The organism is Flavobacterium sp., assembly GCF_044357305.1.
GTDB lineage: Bacteria > Bacteroidota > Bacteroidia > Flavobacteriales > Flavobacteriaceae > Flavobacterium.
On record NZ_JBIKPS010000030.1, the window covers coordinates 1 to 20,924 of the forward strand.

22 protein-coding genes and 1 pseudogene are annotated in these 20,924 nt (G+C 31.5%); 6 read left to right on the forward strand and 17 right to left on the reverse strand.

What is annotated here, in order from left to right; genetic code table 11:
• The 4 genes and pseudogenes from ACIQ2J_RS13430 to ACIQ2J_RS13445 all read left to right on the forward strand — a co-directional run.
• Positions 1 to 341, forward strand: a pseudogene (locus ACIQ2J_RS13430) (hypothetical protein); the annotation flags it as partial.
• A 24-nt stretch (positions 342 to 365) separates the two neighbouring features.
• Positions 366 to 758: a DUF5675 family protein gene (locus ACIQ2J_RS13435; RefSeq protein WP_396170721.1), complete on the forward strand. Its 393-nt coding sequence runs from the start codon at positions 366 to 368 to the stop codon at positions 756 to 758.
• A 41-nt stretch (positions 759 to 799) separates the two neighbouring features.
• Positions 800 to 1,057 carry a hypothetical protein gene (locus tag ACIQ2J_RS13440; protein ID WP_396170723.1) on the forward strand — a complete coding sequence of 86 codons (258 nt, stop codon included), beginning with the start codon at positions 800 to 802 and terminating at the stop codon, positions 1,055 to 1,057.
• Entirely contained in the window at positions 1,057 to 1,233 is a 177-nt protein-coding gene (locus ACIQ2J_RS13445) for a hypothetical protein (protein WP_396170725.1), read from the forward strand. Before ACIQ2J_RS13440 ends, ACIQ2J_RS13445 begins: the two co-directional genes overlap by 1 nt.
• Before the next feature lie 66 nt (positions 1,234 to 1,299).
• Here ACIQ2J_RS13445 and ACIQ2J_RS13450 read toward each other — a convergent pair whose 3' ends face one another.
• Entirely contained in the window at positions 1,300 to 1,722 is a 423-nt protein-coding gene (locus ACIQ2J_RS13450; protein WP_396170727.1) for a DUF6943 family protein, read from the reverse strand.
• Positions 1,723 to 2,937: 1,215 nt separating this feature from the next.
• Between ACIQ2J_RS13450 and ACIQ2J_RS13455 the strand changes: the two genes are divergently transcribed.
• Positions 2,938 to 3,366: a hypothetical protein gene (locus ACIQ2J_RS13455; protein ID WP_396170729.1), complete on the forward strand. Its 429-nt coding sequence runs from the start codon at positions 2,938 to 2,940 to the stop codon at positions 3,364 to 3,366.
• Between the two features lie 8 nt (positions 3,367 to 3,374).
• Positions 3,375 to 3,797 carry a hypothetical protein gene (locus ACIQ2J_RS13460; RefSeq protein ID WP_396170731.1) on the forward strand — a complete coding sequence of 141 codons (423 nt, stop codon included), beginning with the start codon at positions 3,375 to 3,377 and terminating at the stop codon, positions 3,795 to 3,797.
• 185 nt (positions 3,798 to 3,982) lie between these two features.
• Here ACIQ2J_RS13460 and ACIQ2J_RS13465 read toward each other — a convergent pair whose 3' ends face one another.
• The 16 genes from ACIQ2J_RS13465 to ACIQ2J_RS13540 form a co-directional block, all read right to left on the reverse strand.
• A complete protein-coding gene (locus ACIQ2J_RS13465) occupies positions 3,983 to 4,855 on the reverse strand; it encodes a hypothetical protein (RefSeq protein ID WP_396170733.1) in 873 nt (290 codons plus the stop codon).
• A 339-nt stretch (positions 4,856 to 5,194) separates the two neighbouring features.
• Entirely contained in the window at positions 5,195 to 6,256 is a 1,062-nt protein-coding gene (locus tag ACIQ2J_RS13470; RefSeq protein ID WP_396170734.1) for an AbiH family protein, read from the reverse strand.
• 4 nt (positions 6,257 to 6,260) lie between these two features.
• Positions 6,261 to 8,993, reverse strand: coding sequence for a class I SAM-dependent DNA methyltransferase (locus ACIQ2J_RS13475; protein ID WP_396170736.1), 2,733 nt, complete (start codon positions 8,991 to 8,993; stop codon positions 6,261 to 6,263).
• A 103-nt stretch (positions 8,994 to 9,096) separates the two neighbouring features.
• A complete protein-coding gene (locus ACIQ2J_RS13480; RefSeq protein WP_396170738.1) occupies positions 9,097 to 10,206 on the reverse strand; it encodes a HigA family addiction module antitoxin in 1,110 nt (369 codons plus the stop codon).
• Positions 10,207 to 10,218: 12 nt separating this feature from the next.
• On the reverse strand, positions 10,219 to 10,542 hold the full coding sequence (locus tag ACIQ2J_RS13485) for a hypothetical protein (RefSeq protein WP_396170740.1): 324 nt from the start codon (positions 10,540 to 10,542) through the stop codon (positions 10,219 to 10,221).
• A 391-nt stretch (positions 10,543 to 10,933) separates the two neighbouring features.
• Entirely contained in the window at positions 10,934 to 11,617 is a 684-nt protein-coding gene (locus tag ACIQ2J_RS13490) for a hypothetical protein (RefSeq protein ID WP_396170742.1), read from the reverse strand.
• Positions 11,618 to 11,715: 98 nt separating this feature from the next.
• Positions 11,716 to 11,856, reverse strand: coding sequence for a hypothetical protein (locus tag ACIQ2J_RS13495; protein ID WP_396170745.1), 141 nt, complete (start codon positions 11,854 to 11,856; stop codon positions 11,716 to 11,718).
• 93 nt (positions 11,857 to 11,949) lie between these two features.
• Positions 11,950 to 12,273: a DUF3892 domain-containing protein gene (locus ACIQ2J_RS13500; RefSeq protein ID WP_396170748.1), complete on the reverse strand. Its 324-nt coding sequence runs from the start codon at positions 12,271 to 12,273 to the stop codon at positions 11,950 to 11,952.
• A 120-nt stretch (positions 12,274 to 12,393) separates the two neighbouring features.
• On the reverse strand, positions 12,394 to 13,605 hold the full coding sequence (locus tag ACIQ2J_RS13505; RefSeq protein ID WP_396170750.1) for a hypothetical protein: 1,212 nt from the start codon (positions 13,603 to 13,605) through the stop codon (positions 12,394 to 12,396).
• A 543-nt stretch (positions 13,606 to 14,148) separates the two neighbouring features.
• Positions 14,149 to 14,670 carry a hypothetical protein gene (locus ACIQ2J_RS13510; protein WP_396170752.1) on the reverse strand — a complete coding sequence of 174 codons (522 nt, stop codon included), beginning with the start codon at positions 14,668 to 14,670 and terminating at the stop codon, positions 14,149 to 14,151.
• Positions 14,671 to 14,987: 317 nt separating this feature from the next.
• Positions 14,988 to 15,758, reverse strand: coding sequence for an HNH endonuclease (locus ACIQ2J_RS13515; RefSeq protein ID WP_396170754.1), 771 nt, complete (start codon positions 15,756 to 15,758; stop codon positions 14,988 to 14,990).
• A gap of 159 nt (positions 15,759 to 15,917) precedes the next feature.
• Complete coding sequence (locus tag ACIQ2J_RS13520) at positions 15,918 to 17,027, reverse strand: hypothetical protein (protein WP_396170756.1); 1,110 nt, start codon at positions 17,025 to 17,027, stop codon at positions 15,918 to 15,920.
• A gap of 14 nt (positions 17,028 to 17,041) precedes the next feature.
• A complete protein-coding gene (locus tag ACIQ2J_RS13525; RefSeq protein WP_396170758.1) occupies positions 17,042 to 18,385 on the reverse strand; it encodes a hypothetical protein in 1,344 nt (447 codons plus the stop codon).
• Between the two features lie 244 nt (positions 18,386 to 18,629).
• Positions 18,630 to 18,947, reverse strand: a complete 318-nt coding sequence (locus ACIQ2J_RS13530) for a hypothetical protein (protein WP_396170760.1) — start codon at positions 18,945 to 18,947, stop codon at positions 18,630 to 18,632.
• A gap of 62 nt (positions 18,948 to 19,009) precedes the next feature.
• Positions 19,010 to 19,855: a hypothetical protein gene (locus ACIQ2J_RS13535; protein WP_396170762.1), complete on the reverse strand. Its 846-nt coding sequence runs from the start codon at positions 19,853 to 19,855 to the stop codon at positions 19,010 to 19,012.
• Between the two features lie 8 nt (positions 19,856 to 19,863).
• A complete protein-coding gene (locus ACIQ2J_RS13540; RefSeq protein WP_396170764.1) occupies positions 19,864 to 20,919 on the reverse strand; it encodes an RHS repeat domain-containing protein in 1,056 nt (351 codons plus the stop codon).
• Positions 20,920 to 20,924 lie beyond the last annotated feature (5 nt).

Consider the following 20,924-nt stretch of genomic DNA (forward strand, 5'->3'; position numbering starts at 1 on the left):
CAACTGGATTGGTAACTCTTAATATCGATGGTTTTATTCCATCCAATATGATTGCTGCACCAGGAGGAACTACTCATTTTAAGATTACTTCTTTAGGAGCAGAAATTGATTTTGAAGCAGAAACTTTTAACGAAATGCATTCAGAAACTCCTATTTTACCTTGGGATTCGAATATGACTAATCCAATAAGTCTTGCCAATAACTTGCCTTCTGGAAGTACTAAACCATTGTTTATGGCTATAGGAGTTGCGTTTTTTCAAGAGATTAATGGACAAATGTACCCGCTTAAAAACGGAGCATTCAATCCATTAGCGATTGTAAAAGTGGATAGTGGTGTTTAAGATTAGTCGAAAGTCTTAAAGTTTATGAAACTAGTTATAACTAGAACTTATTTCCCTTCTGGAACCAATGGTAAACTCGAATGTGAGGGCAAATTGATTTGTAATACCATCGAATTGCCTTGGAAGAAAAATGAAACGAGGGTTTCTTGTATTCCAGAGGGGAATTATTTTATAAAGAAACGCTACAGCACCAAATTCCAATGGCATTTGGAGGTTGAAAAAGTACCAAATAGAAGTTTGATTTTATTTCATCCTGCCAATAATGCTTTGCAAGAATTGAATGGCTGTATTGCTCCAGTAACCCAACTTTCTGGACCTGGTTTAGGTTTGCTATCTCGAAAAGCTTTTGCAAGGTTAAAAGACCTAGTTTATAAAGCATTGGAGAGAAATGAAAGTGTGGAATTAATTGTGAAATAGAGATCCTTTGCTAACGCTCAGGATGACAAATTTGGAATATTATGAATATAGTTGAAAGAGCAAAAGCTCCAACTCCGAAATTTTTTAAAATTTTGCGCAGTATCGGTTTGGCTTTACTTGGAATTAGTGGAACTATTGTTGCTGCACCAATAGTTTTACCTGCAATGGTGGAAAATGTCGCAGGCTATTTGGCAGTAGCAGGAGGAGTAATTTCGGCAGTAAGTCAAGTTACAACTCCGGAGGCAATCCAACGTAAGCCAAGAGGTAGGGCAACAAAACTACCTCAGCCTGGTGTTTGATGGAAACTAATATTTCTTTAAAAGTCGGCACTGCTTCGGGCACCATTTTGAGTGTTTTACCCAATATTTTGTCAGAGGATATTTTAAAAACCATTATCTTAGCAGCCTTGGGAGCGCTTGTAAGTTTTACATTGTCTTTCTTGTTAAAGTGGTTGACAAAATCTAAAAATAAATAGTCCAGTTTTCGTGTGGTAACCTTTACTGGATGATCTGAAAGCCAAGTCGTAAGACCTGGCTTTTTTTTATTTATGGCAATAGCGGTATAAAATCACTTTTCTTAGATCATTGATTAGATTTAAGTTTTCATGGAAACGTTTTTCGGTTTGTTCTAAAAGTTTTAATGTTTCCATATTTTTAAGGTGCTCCTGGTGGTCCTTAATTTCTTGATTTACTTTGGATGAAAATTCTTTTCTTAAATCGTGTAATCGTAAAAAAGGAATTACGGAGCCGCACAGGAATGGATGCCAAAATTTTGTCTTCCAGAGTGCAAAAGCGGTGAGATTTATTAAATCAAAATCGGCTTCGTTATCAAATAGGATGACAAAACTATTTGTAAAAGGTTCTTTTTGGGGCTTTCCGCTGTTCCTTCCTTTGTTAAGTAGGAATAAATGAGGTTTGGTGTAAATCGTTCCAACTCGGTGGGTTTTGATAGAAAATTTCAGCATAACATTTGGCTTTAAAAATTGATACTATTTTTCAATTTTCCGCGAATTTTCTGTTGAAATACCAATGTGTCTCGCGATGCTCGACTCATAATTTTTTTCAAAAGAAAAAAAAGAAAAAAAGAAAGCCATTTGTCCAAGTGGAAGGTTTCAATAAAATGAGTTTTTCAGATAAAATACTACCCGATAGGGTGGAGATTTTATCTGAAACCCGTAGGGCTTGAACTTGTTTTATTGTAAACCTGGAACTTATCTTCGGTTTCTTTTTTTATTTTTTTTAGCAGTATAGTTGTTATGGAATCGTCCATTAAACACCCCCAAGCACCGCAAGGAATGAAGCTAAATGTAGCGATAGCGGAATTTAGCGTAATGGATGAGGAGCGCAGTGGCGGTGTTGCGGCAATCGGACAGCCACGCTAGACCGGGAATGAAACGTAGCGATAGCGAAGTGGAATGTAGGGATAGCAGCGTGAAACGGCAGGGAAAAAATAAAAGTCAGCCTTTAGGCGTACCTTGATTTAGGGCAAAGTGAAGTTTTTCACTGAACGGAGCCAACCCTGATGGCTGGGCGAAGAGCGCCACCGCTGAAAAAATAAAGGGCGGCAGACATAATACTGCTGAATGCAGTGCAGCGTAGTTTACGGAGCGGAACGGAATGAAGCGGTATTGTGGATGCAGTAGCCCTGACGAACGAAGGGTAGTGAACGGTGAAGTTGAGGAACGAACAGCAGAAAAAATAGAGCGGCTTTTTTTTAAGCGGCTCTATTTTTTTGTGCTGTGAAGTGTCTGTGGAACGGAAGGAGGCACGACTGACTGGAACAGCCGAACGAAACTAAGTGAACGACCGAAGAGAGACCGCTTGATTGCTCGTGTTTTTTATTGAAAAAGTTGTTATTAACTGAACTATTTTTGCTTTTTATGCAACTTAGTTTTGTAGAGGGAATATCCGGTACAATTTGTGAAATGTAAGTGTTTTTCTAAAAAAATGTGCTAATAATTTTTTTTGGAGTGTTGCTTATAGATTTTTATAGTTGCTATTGTTTAGAAGTCATGAGACTTCGAAGAGCGGGGGACTATGGAGAGCTGGTATTTTTTAGGAGTCATGAGACTTCGAAGAGCGGGGGGTCGGGGTGCTAAGTTATAACAGTGTTAATTAATAATCTAAATTATTGAAAAGTTGTTTTTTTAATTTATATTTGTTTCAAATAATTTTTAATCATGATAACACTAGACCAAAATAATTTGAGCGAAAATGTTAAGCATGCTTATAATTTGAGCGAAAAATTCAATAAAGAATCAAGAAGTAAAATTACTCCTGGTTCCGATGCGCATTTAGATATAATTTCTCAAAATACAGGAGTTTTCAATCAATTGATAGGCATATTATCTCTTGTAAATAATCTTGTAGAAAAGAATTTCCCATCCGATAAACAGGAAGCAGAAGAAATAAAGTTAGCGTTGCATTCCCTACATAGTTCATTAGACTTATTTGTTAATAAAATAAAAGTCTCTGATAGTTCTTACAGTGAATCAGTATTACAGTTAGAAGCGGAAACTTCACAAATAGTAGAATATATAAATGATATAAATGATTTTGTACTTTCTGATGAAGAATTAATTTCAGATGATTTTTTTACTGAAGAATAATTTTTCATATGTTGAAATTTCTATCTACTTCGACCTATCATGAATCATTAAAAAAGCTTTCCAATAATTATAGTACAATAAAGTTAGATTTAACAGGAGAATTTTCTGGTTTGTCTTTTGAAGATATTTTTGCTAAAAAATACGTTTTGAAAGATTCTGGTATTGCAAAAATTTTAAAAGTAAGAATAGCAAATTCAGAGCAAAATAAAGGTAAAAGCTCTGGTTTTAGAATAATACTTATTGCTGACAGTAGAACTTCGGAAGTTACCTTTTTAAATATTTTTGCAAAAACTGGGACTGACGGAAAAGATACTATAGACAAGGAAGAATTAAAAGAATGTTTATCAATATATAAGTCTGAAAAAAAATCAAATACTTTGGTTGAATTAAACTCAAAAGACTCCTTCAATATTAAAGTCTCAATTTCTTAGATTTCACCAATAATTTCATACAACTTGTAAATATGTGCTTAAACTAGCTAGTAAACATCCATAATTGGGTTTATTGTCGCCATTTTATGCAGTTATTATATTTATCAAATATATAGATTTTATCTAATAAATAAGTATTGATTTATTTTGTGGGCACGGATTGCAAATCCGCGCGATCGGTGTTTTTATATATAATCTTGAAGTTTTTCAATGATTGCTGGTAATTGCAATTCCATTCCTTTTTCGACAACTTTAGTAGATAATTTACCAAGCCAGTTTAAAACTTTTTTTCCAATTCCTTTTTTATCTTCTTGTTGAATGATATCTCTTAATTCGCTAGCCTCATTAGAATCTACACCTAATTTTTGAAGTTCATTAATAAGTTCCTCAATTTTTTGATCAGCAACAATACTTTGATTTATATTGTCTCCTACGGCGATGTTTGAGTTTGAGTTGTTACCGTAGATATTTTGAGTAATTATATTTTGGACTTTTTGATTATTAACATTAGAATCAACATAATCATTTTCTAAGTTCGGAAATTTTTCGTTTAGCTCTAAAAGTGTATCAAGCAATCTTTGTTTCGTTTGTTCCAAAATATAATCTATTTGCGATAATTGAATTCTTCTTTTTATAGCAATTATTCTATCGCCATCGTCAGTCATTTTTTTGAACTGATTTGTCAAGTCCATTGGGAAATAATCATAACCATATTGATTTTTTTTGCTTTGACTTTGTCCAAGTTCTAAAGTTCCAATACTTTGAGTAATTCTCATTTCAATAAACGAATAGTCACCAGCTAAATCTTTAACTGAAGTTACATCCATAGGAATTGATTTTGTTCCTTGAAATGGAATTGCGACTTCAGCATAAATATCGCAAGGAATAATTCTATACTTTGGTAATTCACGATCTTTATAACCGCCATTAATTTCTCCGACTAGCCATTCTTTAAAATCATCATTATTTATTTTATATGCAATGATTTTTGCTCTTGTCAAAGCTTGGTTTAAGCTTATTTTGTCAAAAGTTAAATCTTCAATAAGTTGTTTTATCATGAGGTTTTCTTTAAAATTGCCACGAACTTGTATATTTGCGCAAAACTAGTAGTATACATCCATAATTGGGTTGATTATCGCTATTTTATGCAGTTATTATTTATCAAATATATAGATTTTATCTAATAAATTAGAATTGATTTATTTTGTGGGCACGGATTGCAAATCCGCGCGGTCGGGGTTGTTACTGATTGTTGCTTCGAAGTCAGGAGACTTCGAAGAGCGGGGTACCACCAGCGGGTATTTTTTCGAAGTCAGGAGACTTCGAAGAGCGTGGTTTCGTTTCACGCTGAAGCAAAAGGGGTAATTTTGAACCTGAAACAAGTTCAAGCTGAGAAACTAAAGAGGTTTTGATTTATCAAAAGAAACAACTTTTTTTCTCATCATACCTTTATCTGTAAAATGTCGTGAAATTTCATAAGTTTTATTAACATAATCATTTTCGTGAGTATCTGGACCCCATTTATGGTAATAGATTAAAATTGATTTGCAATTTATATGTTCAAAAATTTCTTTTAACATTGTTCTATCTGACAACCCACAAGAATGACCCATAATACATACTTCAAATTCATTTCCGTCGATAAAACGAATTAAATCTTGATAATTTGATGTCCTTAAATATTTAAAAGATTTAATATGTTCAAATAATTGATTCTCTTTCTTATTTTCAAATTTTTTATATTCCTCATTATGTTCATCACCAAAACCAAATATGATTGGATTATCGGGATTATTTAATTCTCCATGAATGAAATTAATAGTTGTATTCTTTTTTTTATTAAGATGTTTTGCATAAACATTAAATGTTGGTGTATAATTGAAGTTTAAAACATGAATATTCTCGATGAAAGTAGGATAAACCGGATTAGAATCAATAAGTTGATCATGTAGGATATCTTCTAATAAAAAATCAAATTTAGCAGGATTCTGTATAGGTTTATCTGAAATAACAACTTCCCTTAAATAGTTCTCTAATTCTGTTTTCAAATGTTCAAACTCTTGATTTAATTTAGAAAGATCCTCTATCAAATTAGAGGAAGCATTTGACATTTTTAATAAATATGAAAAGTAATGATTTTCTAAATCTACCCATTTTTTGTGTTGATATGATTCGATAATTTCTTGAAAAAATTGACTATTATATTTTATTGATATATTGCTGTCGTGTTTAGATTTTAATACATTTAAAACATTTATTAAATCATCGAGCGTTTCCATTTTTGGAAATCCATTAATACTTGATTTTGAATTTAATTCTATTAATTTGTCTTCATAAAACAGATTACTAAAAAAAACATTTAATTTTTTTTTTAAATAATAAAATAAGAAATCATTGTAGCTTGTTTTTAATTTATGCGATAAATCAAAACCATTACCTATTAACACTAATCTATTCATGAAATTACTTTTTACTTTTCTTCTCCTTCACAAACAACCCTGCAGTATATTTTTCATACAACTCAAACAAAAACTCCATGCGTTTGGCTTCGCTGGTGAAGGCTTGTTTGCTGTAGGATGCATCTACGGCTTTGTCTAATTCGTTGTGGGCTTTTACTAAAGCTGGTGGCATGGTTAATGGATTGTATAAATCTGCTAAGGAACTAGTAGTGAAAGAATCTCTAACATCTAAAACCTGTTGTGCTTTTTCTTCAATTGTTTTTATTTGCTTTTCAGATGGATTTTCTGGCCATGGGTAGTTGTTGTACACAATATCTTTTGAATATCTAAAACGACTTTCTAATCTACCACAAGTAGTTTTAACCCAAGCCATGTGCATGGTTGACATTAATACCCCAAAATGAAATAATGTTCCGTTTGGTATTGACATACAAGTATCGCTCACAATTGAATTTTTATCAAAAAATCCCATTGGAATATATTTCCTTATTTCAGAAGATACTCTTGGAACTACAATAAATGTTTCGGGTCTATTTCTGTCACGAAATAAAGTAGGTACAGCTGCAAATTTCTGAGTTGAAGACGCAACACTATCTAAACGAAATTTCTTTACTAATTCTGCTCGTTTTAAAACTTCAGGCATTTGCTTTAATTCATTTGGCTCTGCATCAACAAGCCATAAGCACCATCTTTTCTTCCCATTTAAAAATTCATACGCTGAAATTAAAGGCTTGATAAATTTCTCTGCCTTTGGTTCTTTTATGATAAATGCTTTTTTTTCCTCATCTGTAAATAATAAATTTCCTCCATCTAATGGCATATTTCCAAAACTCATTCTAGGAATATTGCAAATTGGATTTGAATTTTTATCTATTAATATATCCTTAGCATCAACTAAATATGGATTTATATTTTTTGCTTTTATTTCGTGCGCTTCGCCCTTAATATCTTCGTATTCAAAAAGTCTTTTACTTGTTGAATCAGAATTTGCAAAACCTACTATTACACAATATACAGCAGCATTACCTTTTGCTTCATTGCTCCATTTAAAAGTTCTGTGTGCAAAATGAATTTTAATGTCATATTTGTTTAACATTTGTCCCCACAAAACACTTGTTTGTTCTCCTTGAACAATTGAATTAGTTGATACAAATGCTACTTTTATTTTGGTGTTTTGAATATACTTTGCCGCTTTTAAATACCAACCTGTTACATAATCTAAAATTCCACTACCTTGAATATTTTCAAACTCTTTAATAATTTGATTTCTTTGCAATTGGCTCATAATCTTAGATCCAATAAAAGGAGGATTTCCAATTATGTAAGCTAATTCATTTTTAGCCACAACATCCTCCCAATTTACTTCTAAAGCATCTCCATGAACAATTTTAGCAGACTTCTTTAAAGGCAAACGTGCAAAATATTGTCCAAATTCATTACTAATTAGCATGTTCATTTGGTGGTCGATTAACCACATGGCTACTTCAGCTATTCGTGCTGGAAATTCTTCGTATTCAATGCCGTACATCATATCAACATTTAAAAGTATTAAATCTTCTAATGCTAATACAACTTCACCTGATTTAAATGTTGAACGTAAAATAGCTAATTCTAATAAACGTAATTCGCGATAGGTAATTACTAAGAAGTTACCACAACCACAAGCGGGGTCTAAGAATTTGAGTTGGCTGATTTTTTTATGGAATTCGGGTAATTTGTTTTTATTGCCTTTGATGCTTTCAAATTCAGTCCAAAGTTCCTCTAAAAACAAGGGCTTGATTAGTTTTAAGATATTGCTTTCGCTGGTGTAATGTGCTCCAAGATTTCTACGTTCTTTTGGATTCATTACACTTTGAAACATGGAACCAAAAATAGCTGGTGAAATTTTACTCCAATCGATATAACAACAATCTAATAAGGCTTGGCGCATTTTACTATCAAAGCTTGCCATGGGTAACATTTCTTCAAACAATTTACCATTTACATACGGAAAATCGTTTAATTGCTCGTCTAAATTCTTGAATCGCTTGTCTTTTGCTGTATTTAATACCTGGAACAATTCTTGAATTTTGGATGCTAAATCACTTCCGTCTTCTGCAGTTCTATTTTCTATGTAATCTTGAAATTGTTGTTTTTCAAAAATGGTAGTATCTTCTGCAAACAAACAAAATAGAATTCTAACCAAATACACTTCTAAGGGATGTCCTTCGTATCCAATTTCTTCTAATCGGTCATGGAGTTTTCCCATTAATTCAGCAGCTTTGATATTGGCTGGATCTTGTTCTTTGTAGGTCTTTTTTTGGTAGCCTAAAAGATAGCCGAAACTTTGCACGTTATGAATTAATTCATCTAAAGTAAATTGTAACGTGGTTTGTTCTTCGGTATCGTATAATCTAAAAATATGGAAATCGCATACCAAAACGTATTTTGGGAGTTCGTTTTGTTTTAGTCCATGGGTATAATCAATTGCTTGTTGGAATGCTTTGTCTAGGTTTTTACCACGACTTTTCATTTCTACCAAAATAGTTCCTTTCCAAAGCAAATCGATATACCCATCGGCATCCGATAGTTTTTTTACTCGGTGTTCAAAGGTTCCAATTTTTTTTCTAGTGATACCAAAGACATCAAAAAAAGCGTCTAAAAAAGGTTTCGCATCTGCTTCTTCATTGGAAGTGCCTTTCCATTCTTTGGAAAATTTAACTGCTCTTTCTTTTATTTCGTTCCAGCTTAATGCCATCTAATTATTGTTTAATTTAGAAGCCTTATACCAATAGTAAAACGCTTCTGGGTTGTTCTTTTTTTAATTTAGTTTCAATTTTTCCAAATAGGGGTTTATTTCGCTAACCAATATTGTTGTCAATAGAAGTAATTGATCGGTATGATTTTAAAGAGTGACAAATTCTACCTCTAACAATTGCAGGATGTAAATTTATTTTTTTAGCAAAAGCTACAATATCTCTGTCGTTATTTTTTGTACTTAAATTTGTACTAAAGGTTGCCCAATCTTCTTTGTTGATTAATTTGTTTTCCGCAAATTCATTGGCTTGCTTTTCTTCTATAGAATTTTTATATTCTTCTATTTCGCTTTTTGTTTCTAAATCAATGAATTCAGCAGAATCATTGTTGATTAAGTGCTCGTAAATATGACCTAACTCGTGAAACAAAGTAAAAGCAAAATTATCCAATCGATTGTGTCTGATTGTCATTCCAATTGCAGGATTGCCTTCGCTCCAAAATGAGATGCCATCAATTGGTGTTTTTTCTCCTTTGGCTTGGTAAATCAATTTGATACCAAAATCATGTAGTTTGCTTTTTACTTTATCAAGCACATTTTTATTTTTTGAAAGAATCAGTTTTAATTCATTAATCAACTGTTCTTGATTTTCTTGATTGAAAGGTGGAGCTGTTATTTCTTTGGCTTTGTATTGGACTAGTTTGACCCAACCAATAATGTTTACTACATCTGATTTTAGTTGAGTCGATTTTTTGAAACGTGCAAAGGTACTTTGCACACTCAACACAGCTAAATTATCAAGATTTAAAATACCATAAAGTCCTCTTATGATTTGGTTGTCTTGAATTGGATTTCCAGTAATGATTTTTTCTTTTTTGAAGAAAGCAACCGGAATAAAGGATTTAGTAGCATTCCATATTTCAATAGATTCTAGCAGCTCTTTGTTTTTCTGCAGGATGCGTGCTTTATCTAAATCATAGTTTTTTTGCGCTTCCATCCAATAGTCTGCATCAATTTGTAATGTTTTTTCAAGGAGCAATGCTAAATCAGCACTTATGTTTCTTTTTCCTTTTATGATTTCATTTAATTGACTTCTGCTGTATCCTATCATTTTGGCAAAATCAATTTGAGAAAAATCGTTTTCTTCCATCTCATCTTTTAGGATAGTACCCGGATGAGTTGCAATCGCTGGAATTGTGTTTTTAATGGTTGTCATCTTTTCTAATTTTTAGTTTTCGTAATGTTTACTTAACTCTTCGATTTCAAAAATATCGATTGTAAGTTCATCAGAAGAGGAAGCTACTTCTGTAAAGATTATTCTGTACTGCATGTTTACTGCTACAGCACTATATCCTTTTAGATCACCTGTAAGTTTTTCATAGCGTAATGACTTGATTTGGTATAGTTGTTCTTTTTTAGTGATTGATTTTAGTTTATCAATCACTTTTATGTATTGAACGACCAGTGGTTTATTTGATTTGTACTCTTTGTATTTTTTAATAGTACCTTGATAAATGTCTGCTAGGTACTCTTTTTGAAATTTAATTTCCATGTTCGATTTGGAATTCGTTGCAAATATATATAATTGTTCACGATTTTGTGAACAATTATATGTTAATTTTTATTTTTTTAAAATAGGGGATGTATTTATTAAGCTAAATCGTTGAGCAACTTATTAGTTTGTCTACACTAGTTGTAGTCTACGTGTTCATAGGGAGTATTTATTTAAGTTTGTAGCGTGTACTTATTAATACAGCTCTAAAGTCAGGAGACTTTGGAGAGCGGGGGACTTCGGAGAGCCTGGTATTAATTCAGACTTGGTTTTATTTTTATTGTGAATCAAATTGATTAACCATACAATAAACACGATACCTACACCTGAAAAAGCCACTCTTTGTTTTCTAATATTAATTTAATGATGTCCATTTCTATTTTTTTAGATGTTATTTTTTTGTTTGTTGAAATGCGTTTTCTATCGCAGTTAACTGTTGAAATAAGTAGTCTGAACCTGTTTGGTCTTTTTCTTCTTGTGCTTTTATGTAAACTAAGTCTTTAATTTTTCCCTTTAGTTTTTCATTTATAGAAGGAATTATAAAAGGTTGTTCGTGAGAAGCAAATGTAAATGCTCCCAATGATGAAGCTCCAACTAAAAAGCCGTGTGTATATTCTTCAGTCAAAAGATTTGATTGACTTTCTAAATCTTCTAAATTGAATTTAAGTGCACTTAAATTGGATAGATAAACAGCGTATAATGCATATAATCCCTTTACTGAGCCAAATTTAAGCAAGGTGTCGATTGCGTCATCATTTGCTTTTACAGGCTTAAAATTAATAGGAGTTTGTTGTCCTTTTTCAAATCCACGAAAAAAGTTTCTTTCATCCTTAAAGTCAGCAGGTGCGTATAGTTTGTTGTGATGCTTAACAACCAAATAGACAAATGATAGCAGTATTAGCAAAGGAAACCCTATTAAAAAATATACAAGTGGAGACCTGTCGTCTGGTGATAAATTTTGTCCTGATAGACTAAGAACTAAACAGGCAAAACCGTAAATTAGCGAGATAAATATTGCAATAATTCCTAAAGGATTTCTCGTCAGTGTTTTTGTATCTTTTATTTCTGGTAACATATTTTCTATTTAATTGTCATTGTTAATGTTGTACGTCTAAAGTTGCAGTTAACTAGTAAATATCACAAATTAAAAATAACTTTTATAGTCTAAAGTTTCTATTTTTTTGGTGTTGATTTCGATGGTTTTAAAGATGGTGTATTGCCTGGCGTTCCTTTGTTATCACGTTGACGTTGGTCTGGTTTTCCTGTTGAAGTTGCTATTCTTTTTGGTCCTGGTTTTATTGCTTGTGTGGTCATAATTTATATTTTTTAGGTTAATTAATGAATTAATTCAGTTCTAAAGTCTAATGAGATTTGGGAGTTAGTTATTCCAAAAACAGGATGATTAGATCAATCAACATTGATGGTAATATAGTTGAAATTAATAAGATGATCGAGATTGTCTGATACTTTATTATCAGCATTTGACCTTAGAAATTTGCCGTTAGCTCCATCTACTACATGAACACTTTCCCCAATATTCCAAACATTAGTTCTATAATTCCAAAGATAGGTAGTCACTATATTTTTATTGTTCTCTACAATAGTAACGGCTTGATCTTTTGTTGTTTTTTTAACTCTAGAGATCATGCCTTCATTTACTATATGTATTGCATAATGAGTTATTACATTACTAGTATTTTTCCAAACACCTGAAATTCTATAAGTTGCCATTTTGTATTTTTTTAATTTTGCTTACTCTATACAGTTTTCGGCTTCCCTGTGAATTGTTAAACAGCTCTCGATTACCTTCTTTTTAATGTTCACAAAGGAGGTGGGTGGTTTTGTGTTTCTTTATGTTGTTATTGAAAAATAGTTTAGTTCTTTCATTTTATTGAATATTAATCTTGTGCAGGATTGTCCGGATTTGGAGTCGTCCCAGTAGGATTGGTGCATGGTGATGTGTTTTAGGGTTAGGAAGCTGAAGAGGTTGTATTTTTCTCTTCGGGCTATTTCGTAGTTGAGGTTGATTGGGACTTCTTTTCTACCCATGATGCCGTATTTGGCTTCTCCGACTTTGTTGTCATTTCGGAAGTTGCTGGCGAAGGCATCCATAGTGGAATACACGTTTATCCATTCTATCTTTTCAGACATTTTATTGATTCTTTTTTTGTAGAATTTCGGATAATAATTGTTTATAAATTCATAGGGAGCACCGACGGTTATCAATAGATTAATGTTGTTTTGTATGTTGGCACTAGGTTCATTACCTATAGGAAATAAGGCATCTAATGCTATTACACTTCCGAAGCTGTAGGTGTGTAGGTGTATGGTTGGGTTTTCTTCGTTTTCTACAATATATTCTATTAATGCATCGAGATTGCCTTGTATGATTTGTGCTTGTTCACCGTATTGAATGTAGTTGTCTATAGTACTGAACTCAGCTGCTACTTTGGTGAGTAAGGTGCTGGATTCGGGAATGAATATAATTAATAGTGAAGTAATTGGAAGCATTTTAAGGCTAAAGTCTCTCAAATATCTTAGCATGTCTACTAGATTAGTATTTAAATTATTTTTAATATAAGATAAATTGGTTCCACCAACAAAACCTAATAAAGAAGGAATAACTAAAACTATGGCCAAAGCCATAATTAAAAATAATATAAACATATAGAAGGTTTGACTTCCTTTTGTGTAGGCTGTTTTATTACTCAAACTCATTATTACTCTTGGGAGTTTTCTTATAACAAGAAGAAGTAATGCTATGTTTTTAAGGAATAGGTTTTTGTTTTGGAATTTTTGGTTTAGGAGTTCATTGTATTCGAAATCATAAAAGGTGTAGAGTAGGGTGTCTTTATCTGATTTTTGTTCTCCTTTTGGGTGTTGGTATATTTTAACGGCAAGACTGCTTTGGTCGTCGTTGTAATAGATTTTTTCGACTTTGGTATAGTAGTTTATCCCGGATGTACTGTACTCCAATTCTTTACTATAGCGTGCTGCATATTTCTCTACCGACTCTTTGTTGGTTGATTGACCTAGACCTGCTATGTAGATTGCTGTTGGCATTTATTTCTTTTATACCTCTGCAATTTTAGAATAGTTTTTTAAGGTGCTTTACGGTGTTTTGGTGTTTTTTTTACGGTTTTTTGAAGTGACATCAAAAAAAATGATCTTTGCAACATCGATTAAGGCAATCTGTTATTTTCTGATTCCCAACAGTTACTTGCAAATCTTGTACTTGTGTTGCTTTTATCTATAGAGAAGAATAAAAAACCAAAAACCACTCCGTAATGAAGTGGTTTTACCGTTTGCTTTATAAACACAACAATTTACTGTTAATTAATGTAAGTAAATGATGCTTCGAGTATTTCTTGTTTTTTTTTAAAGAATTAGGTGTAAATATGTAAACTTATTTTGGGACGAGACATTAACGTACCACACGAAAGGATTCGTGCGGTAGCGGGGGAACGCGAAGGGATTCGCGCACGAGCGGTGCGGATTAAGGAAGCCTAAACTTTCGGTTAAACACTGACTTTGAAAGTACAAAACCGACTTTAGATTAAGCCCGAAACCCGCCATTTCTGCAAACTCCTGTTGTGCGATTGTGCTTTATTTTATTTTTATTACTGAATAATTTAAGTTCTTATCCATTTCTAAAAAGTTAAAATCTTTATCAAATTCAACAAACATTTCAGACAAATCTAAAGCGCCAAAACCATTTTTAATTCTAAATTTATGAGTTGCAACATATCCAACAACATTTTTATCTTTAAAATCTTTTTTGTTTGCTTCAAGTTCTTTTGTAAGAGTTGCAATTTGAGTTTCACTATCTTTTATTTTGGCTTTTTGTTCAGTACTAGGTAAGCTTGGATAATCGGTGATTAATTTATTTTGAAATACAATATCTTTTTTTGCACTCTCAATATCATAAGTCAAATCGTCAACTATTCTTTTGTTAACTTCTCCAACAGTTACAGTATCTAAAATTTTCAATTCTACAAATTCATAACTTTTTGGATCTTTTGCATTTTTATCCAAATAATCTTTAATTCCACTTTTCATTTTACTTTCGTTGCTATTGCAAGAAACCATTAGTAATGTTAATCCTAAAATTGTAATTGTTTTTTTCATCTTGTTTGGTTTTAATATTTGTTTTTTATATTGTTTATTTTCGTTTTTTCGAGTAGCATATCGCACAACTATTATATTTGTGTTAAACTAGTAGTATACATCCATAATTGGGTTGATTATCGCTATTTTATGCAGTTATTATATTTATCAAATATATAGATTTTATCTAATAAATTAGAATTGATTTATTTTGTGGGCACGGATTGCAAATCCGCGCGGTCGGGGAAAAAATTGTTGCTATTGTTTCGAAGTCAGGAGACTTCGAAAAGCGGGGGTATTTTTTCGAAGTCAGGAGACTTCGAAGAGCGTGGGCTATTTTAGTCGTCTAGAATTGATAATGTTAAATCTACATCACTAAAGTTTTTGATTACTTTATAGCCTTTAAAAATGTCTTTTTTTGCTTCACTTGTCTTTTTTATATAGTTGTCGAGTCCTATTTCCCAGTTTCGCGAAGTTACTATTCCAAACACATGTCCCAAAAGTTCAAATTCAAAGAAGAAAGGTTCATTTAATAAGTATTTAAATTTTATGTTGTCTTCTAAAAATAATTCTGGTTCTTTTGCCCAGTTTTTAGTCATCAATATTATTCCATGATTACGCTCAAAATAAAAAATAGGATAATCTCCTAGATCATAACGACTAAATTCCCTGATAAAATCGTATTTACCAATATGTCCATCTTTTTTTTGTCTTTCGGTTTCTTCTAAAAATATTTTATATATGCCCTTTTTAAATTGTCTTGAAATTTTCTCTTGGAAATGTAAATTGTATTTATAACTTGGTTTTAATTTAAATTTATTTTTCACAAAGTCTACATTAAAATAAATTGATGAAAATCGTGGCATTGCTTTATTTTTTCCTATTTCATTATCAATCTGTAAAAATTTTGCCCTTGATATATTAAAAGTTTCTTTTATTATAGTTTCTATTGGTGGAAGTTTATTATTGTAACTTCCAAAATATAAGTTACATATATCGCACACATTTTCACAAATGTTTTTTCCGCCAAGTGTTTGAGGAATAGTGTGAGCTAATTTTTTAAACTCTACATTATGTTCGGTTTTAGAACACCAAATACATTTTTTCACTCATTTTCTTTTTAGGTTACTGCTAACTTGCCCATACTTTACGGGTGTTGCGGAGTCAGGAGACTTCGAAGAGCGGGGGGACTTCGAAGAGCGGGCACTATTGATAAATTTACTAAAAATTATTCACGAACGCGAAGGGATTCGCGCACGAGCGGTGTGCTATTGTTTCGAAGTCAGGAGACTTCGAAGAGCAGGGTATTTTTTCGAAGTCAGGAGACTTCGAAGAGCGTGGGTATTTAAATTTTTGTTTTCGTACTTATTTCTTTCCGTTTTTAATGAAACTAACCAATTGAGATACATATCTTCTGGCATATTTCGATAACCTAATTCGTGAATGTGTGCATATTCTTTTTCTAAATCAAGAAGCATTTGTTTTGCTTTATCTTGATTTTGTTCTTTCTTCATTTGTTTTTTGTGCGTTTCGGCTTTAAGAATTAAAGCAGTTGCAAAGTGTGGATATTCTTTTATTGCAGTTTGGCAACATTTTAAAACAAATGTTCCGTCATTATTTGGGAATTTTGCATTGTAATTGTCTGCTAAATCAATCAAAACTAGTGCGATACTTTCTTTATTATTTAACGCCTTCATATAAACACCGTTTCTAATAGCGTCAATATGAACAAAACCCGATGCCATAATCCACGCGTCTATTGGAAAAATTCCGCTTGTAAGCTCTGTGTTATACATTCCGTCTTTTACACTTCGATGTTTTATGTAAACGTGATTTGGTGCAAGTGCTAAATTAGCTGTTGTTCCTAATTCTTCGCAAAGTATTTTATATAGATAGGGTAGTGAATGGCAATTTCCTTTTCGAGTTTTAAGAAGTTTTGAAACAAAAAGATTTTCTTTGGTATTGTGTCCAAAAACATCGTTAAAATCATAACCAAAAGGAATATATCTATAAATCGTATCGTTTATGTTTACAGGAATTGTGTCGTGCATTACTTCAAAAACTGATGCCCATTTGTTTACTGTAGCTTTGTCTTTTTCGTAATACTTCAATTCTCGTTCATTAATGATTGAATTGCATAAACTATTTAATGATTTGATTTGCTTGTTAAATGATAGTGTATCAAGTTGATTATCTAAATAAGCATTTTCAACAGATAAAACAGCTTTTTTGAAACTATACTTATTTTCATCAACAAGCATGCTATTGAGCAAAGCGAAGCTTTGCTCAAAGTTTTTTTCTTGTGTTTCTAAATTTTGTGCGGTAGCACAAAATTTAGAAAAGAAAAATAGTATTAGTAGGAATTTATATTTTGTCATTATTGTTTGTTTTTTTAATCCATTTTTCTTTTTGCCTCATTAAGTGTTTTAGTTAGGCGTTGCAAAGCTTCTTTTTCTTTTTCGTTGTCTTGTTTATTTTTTGTAGTTTGTAACGAACCTAACCATTTTTCGTATGCTTCAGCTGGCATTTGCTGAAAACCTAAATTCTCTATTACAGCATATTGGTTGTGCATATTTTTTAAAATTTCAACTGCTTGCGGATAGTTTAAAATTTCTTCTCTGCTTTGTTGATTAGTTGGGTCAATTCTTAATAACTTGACAACATATTTTAAATGTTCCGAATTAAGATTAGCTTTATTCATATTTGCAGTTATACTATTTGGATTTAATTCTAATGCTTTATTGGTTACTTTTTCTACAAATTCATCGTAACCATATTTATGAATATAACCCGATGCTAAATCGGTAAAGAATTGCGAAAGCAATTCTTTTTTAGTCATATTCTGCATATAAATATTGTTTTGAATTGCTTCTGAACGAATAAAACCATTATTTAAAATGAATGATGAAACCGTAAACATTCCGTTAGTTAATTCAAGATTGTACCATTTTCCTTTTTCGTCTTGAAATTTTATATAGGAGTGATTTGGTGATTGCGACAAATAGGCGACTGCTCCAATTTGTTCTGCAAGTGTTAAATAGAGTAGTGGCATTGAATGACATTGCCCTGTGTTTGTTTTTAAAAGTTTGGTTACAAACATTTTGCTCCAATTAATTTGTCCCCAATAATCTTCAAAATCATATTTTATTGGAAAATGTTTTTCCTTAAATCCTTTTACTTGTGTGGTTTCTGTGAAGTATTTAAAAAGCATAAAGTTTTTTGCGGAATTACTTTCTGTGTCAAAATTTAACTCTTTCATCTTGGCAAGAATAAATTCAGCAATTTGTTTTATGGTCTTGTCGAATTCTTCTTTTTGTAATTTATTTTCAAAATATGCGTTTTCAATTTTGAAATTTACATCTTTTACGGAAAAGTTTTCTACATTAAGAGTTAACATTTCGTCAAAAACTTGTCGGTAATATTCTGTTCCTCTGGAATCAGATAAAGAAGGTAAATTGTAGTTTATGTTTAAACCATCAGCAACAATATCTTTATCTATTTGTGTTTTTATTACTTCTTCTTGTTCAACTTTTTTTCTATCTTGTTCATACATTTCCATTTGTTTGACATACTGTGGATTTGTATTTTGAGGAACATTTGGAGTATATATTTGTTGATTTTTATTTGAATAGTTTTTATTTGAATAATTTGGAACTTTTGCAGGTTGCGGAGCAATAGGCAAATTTACTTGTGAGAAAGCAAATAGTGGAATTAAAAGTAAAAATAGTGTCTTCATATTCGGTTTTTTCAACGTTCTGTGTAGCTCAAAGGTATCATATAACTAGTAAATAACATCATCTACATACAACTTATTACTAATCCCATCCGTATTTACTAATTCTCCTACAAATTTACTTAGTTTATTTCAATCGATTTTACGGAAAACCGTAATTGGGTGTTTTTTAAAGATTTTGTGCTATTAGGTAATTATTACTGGTGTATCGAAGTTAGGAGACTTCGAAGAGTGGGCGGTTCAAAATTTATTGCTTCGAAGTCAGAGACTTCGAAGAGCTGGGTGTTGCATCAGTAGTTTGCAAAGCATTGACTAAACGAGTAGAAAATGATTTTAAACCGCTGAAAGCAGTTATGCGTTTATTTACTTTGTTGTTGTAATTTGTGTTTTTTGAAATTACATCTGCTAAATTGCCTTCGGCAGATGCTTTTAATGAAATAAGTTGTGACAGTTTTAAACTGTTTTTTGATGGGTTGTAAGTTGCTCCATACCCTGTAACGAACTCAATTAAATCCTGAAAGTTAGCTACGTTTTTTGCGTGTCCTGTTTCTGATGTTGATGCCATAATTAAATAGTTTTTATATAGTTAACTAAAACAAAATAAGTAAAATTTATTAAGAAAAAAAATTATTTAAATTCTTCAAATTTATTACTATAGTGCTTGTAATTATTGAAACCAACATACTTGATACCGATGCAAGGACTGATATCTCCATCAAGAACATTTGTATTAACAAAAGATATAAATTTTAAGTTTAATAGCTTTTTTACCCAACCTAATGATTTCATTGTCCCGCAATTTGTAATTATTATCTTTTCAAGTTTTTTACAACCTTCTAATTTTTTAAATTCAATTATTTTTTTGCAATTTTCAAGAGTTAAGACTTGAAGATTTAAGTTTATACCTTCTAGACTTTCAAGAGAACTGCAATAGTATGCCTCAAAATTATTAATATTAATTAAATTTATACCTTCTAAACTAATTATATTTGATTGAACTATTTCTAACTTCTTTAAACTTTTTGGAAGTTTTAACTCTAATAATGTTTTAGATTTAGGTTTGAATTTGCAAATAGTTAACTCTTCTAATTTTTCATTTTTAGATAAATCAGAAAAAGAAGAATACCAATCAGTTGATAAATATTCTAAATTTTTAAATTTTGAATAATCTATATATTGTTTTTTATTTTTAACACTAATTATTGCAGATTTTAAGTTGTGTAAATTATAAATACCAAAATAATCAATATCTAAGCCATTTAAATTTATTTTTTCAATAAAGTTAATTTCCTTTAAAAAATCTAAATTTATAATATTTTCGGAGTCAAAATCGTTTAAATAAATAGAGGTAATTCTATTATCTAAAATATATTTTAACTCTGCATTCAATCTATCTCCTTTTAATACAAATGATTCTGGGTTACCATTAATATCACATAGAAAATCATAACCATCTTTATTTATATATGCCATAATATTTATTATTTTTCTCCGTCTTGTTTTCTGTATTTTGTACCTGGGGAATCTCTTTTGTTATAATTTGTTTTACTTTTTGCACCTCCATCATTTTGTAATCTTCTAGATTCTTGTTTGAATGCTTCTCTACTATTTTTTGCAGGTGTATAATCTTGAGATTTAACAGGGTCATTATTTGCTTTTGCTTTTTCAGAAGCAGATTTATTCATTCTCGATTTATCCCCTTTACCATGATAATTTGTACCGCTTTCGTGGGTATTAGTATATGAACCGGTCTCTTTACTAGAATCTTTAGACATGTTGTTAACTGCATTATTAGTAATATTTGCACCAACATAAGTTTCAGCAGCACCTACTAATATTAAACCACCACTAACAACAGCTGTTGGACCTGTTACCTCAATAGACGCTCCGCCTGTTCCAGCTGTAACAGACAATGAAGTACCTAAACCTGCTGTACCCGTACCAATATCCATAATGCCTTTAGCAGTAGTAAAAGTTCCTGCTGTTATTAAAACTACATCTGCTGATCTTACTCCACTGTTAAAAGCTGGAGTTTTATTAAAATTATCACGATAACGAGTACCAGCAATATTATCAATTGTTCCAACAATAAATCCTTTTAAGCCATCACAACAATCTTCAGGAGCCATTCCATCAGGGTCGATATATCTAACTGGATTATTGTATGTCATGTTATAAGGCGACCATTCAGGAAATTCTTCACTTAATGGGTCAGGCGACATCCAACGACCTGGTGCATCGCCGATTGGTTGTATATCTACATTTAAACTATCAAAAACAATATCACCAACAATTTTTTTGTATTCAACGTGCCAACGACTTGTTCCAATAGTAACAATACTATCGAGGTCGTGAACTTCAAGATATTTTCCTTTGCTTAATGTGGCAACAGGAGCTTTGCAACCATACTTTGCAAAAGGATTTCCTGCTTGAATATTTTTTTCTCGTCTTTCTTTTTCTTCTTTAGATAATTTTTCTTGTGCTGAAAGCACAGAAAAACCAAAAAGTAAGATTAGTAAATAATAAATCTTTCTCATAAATA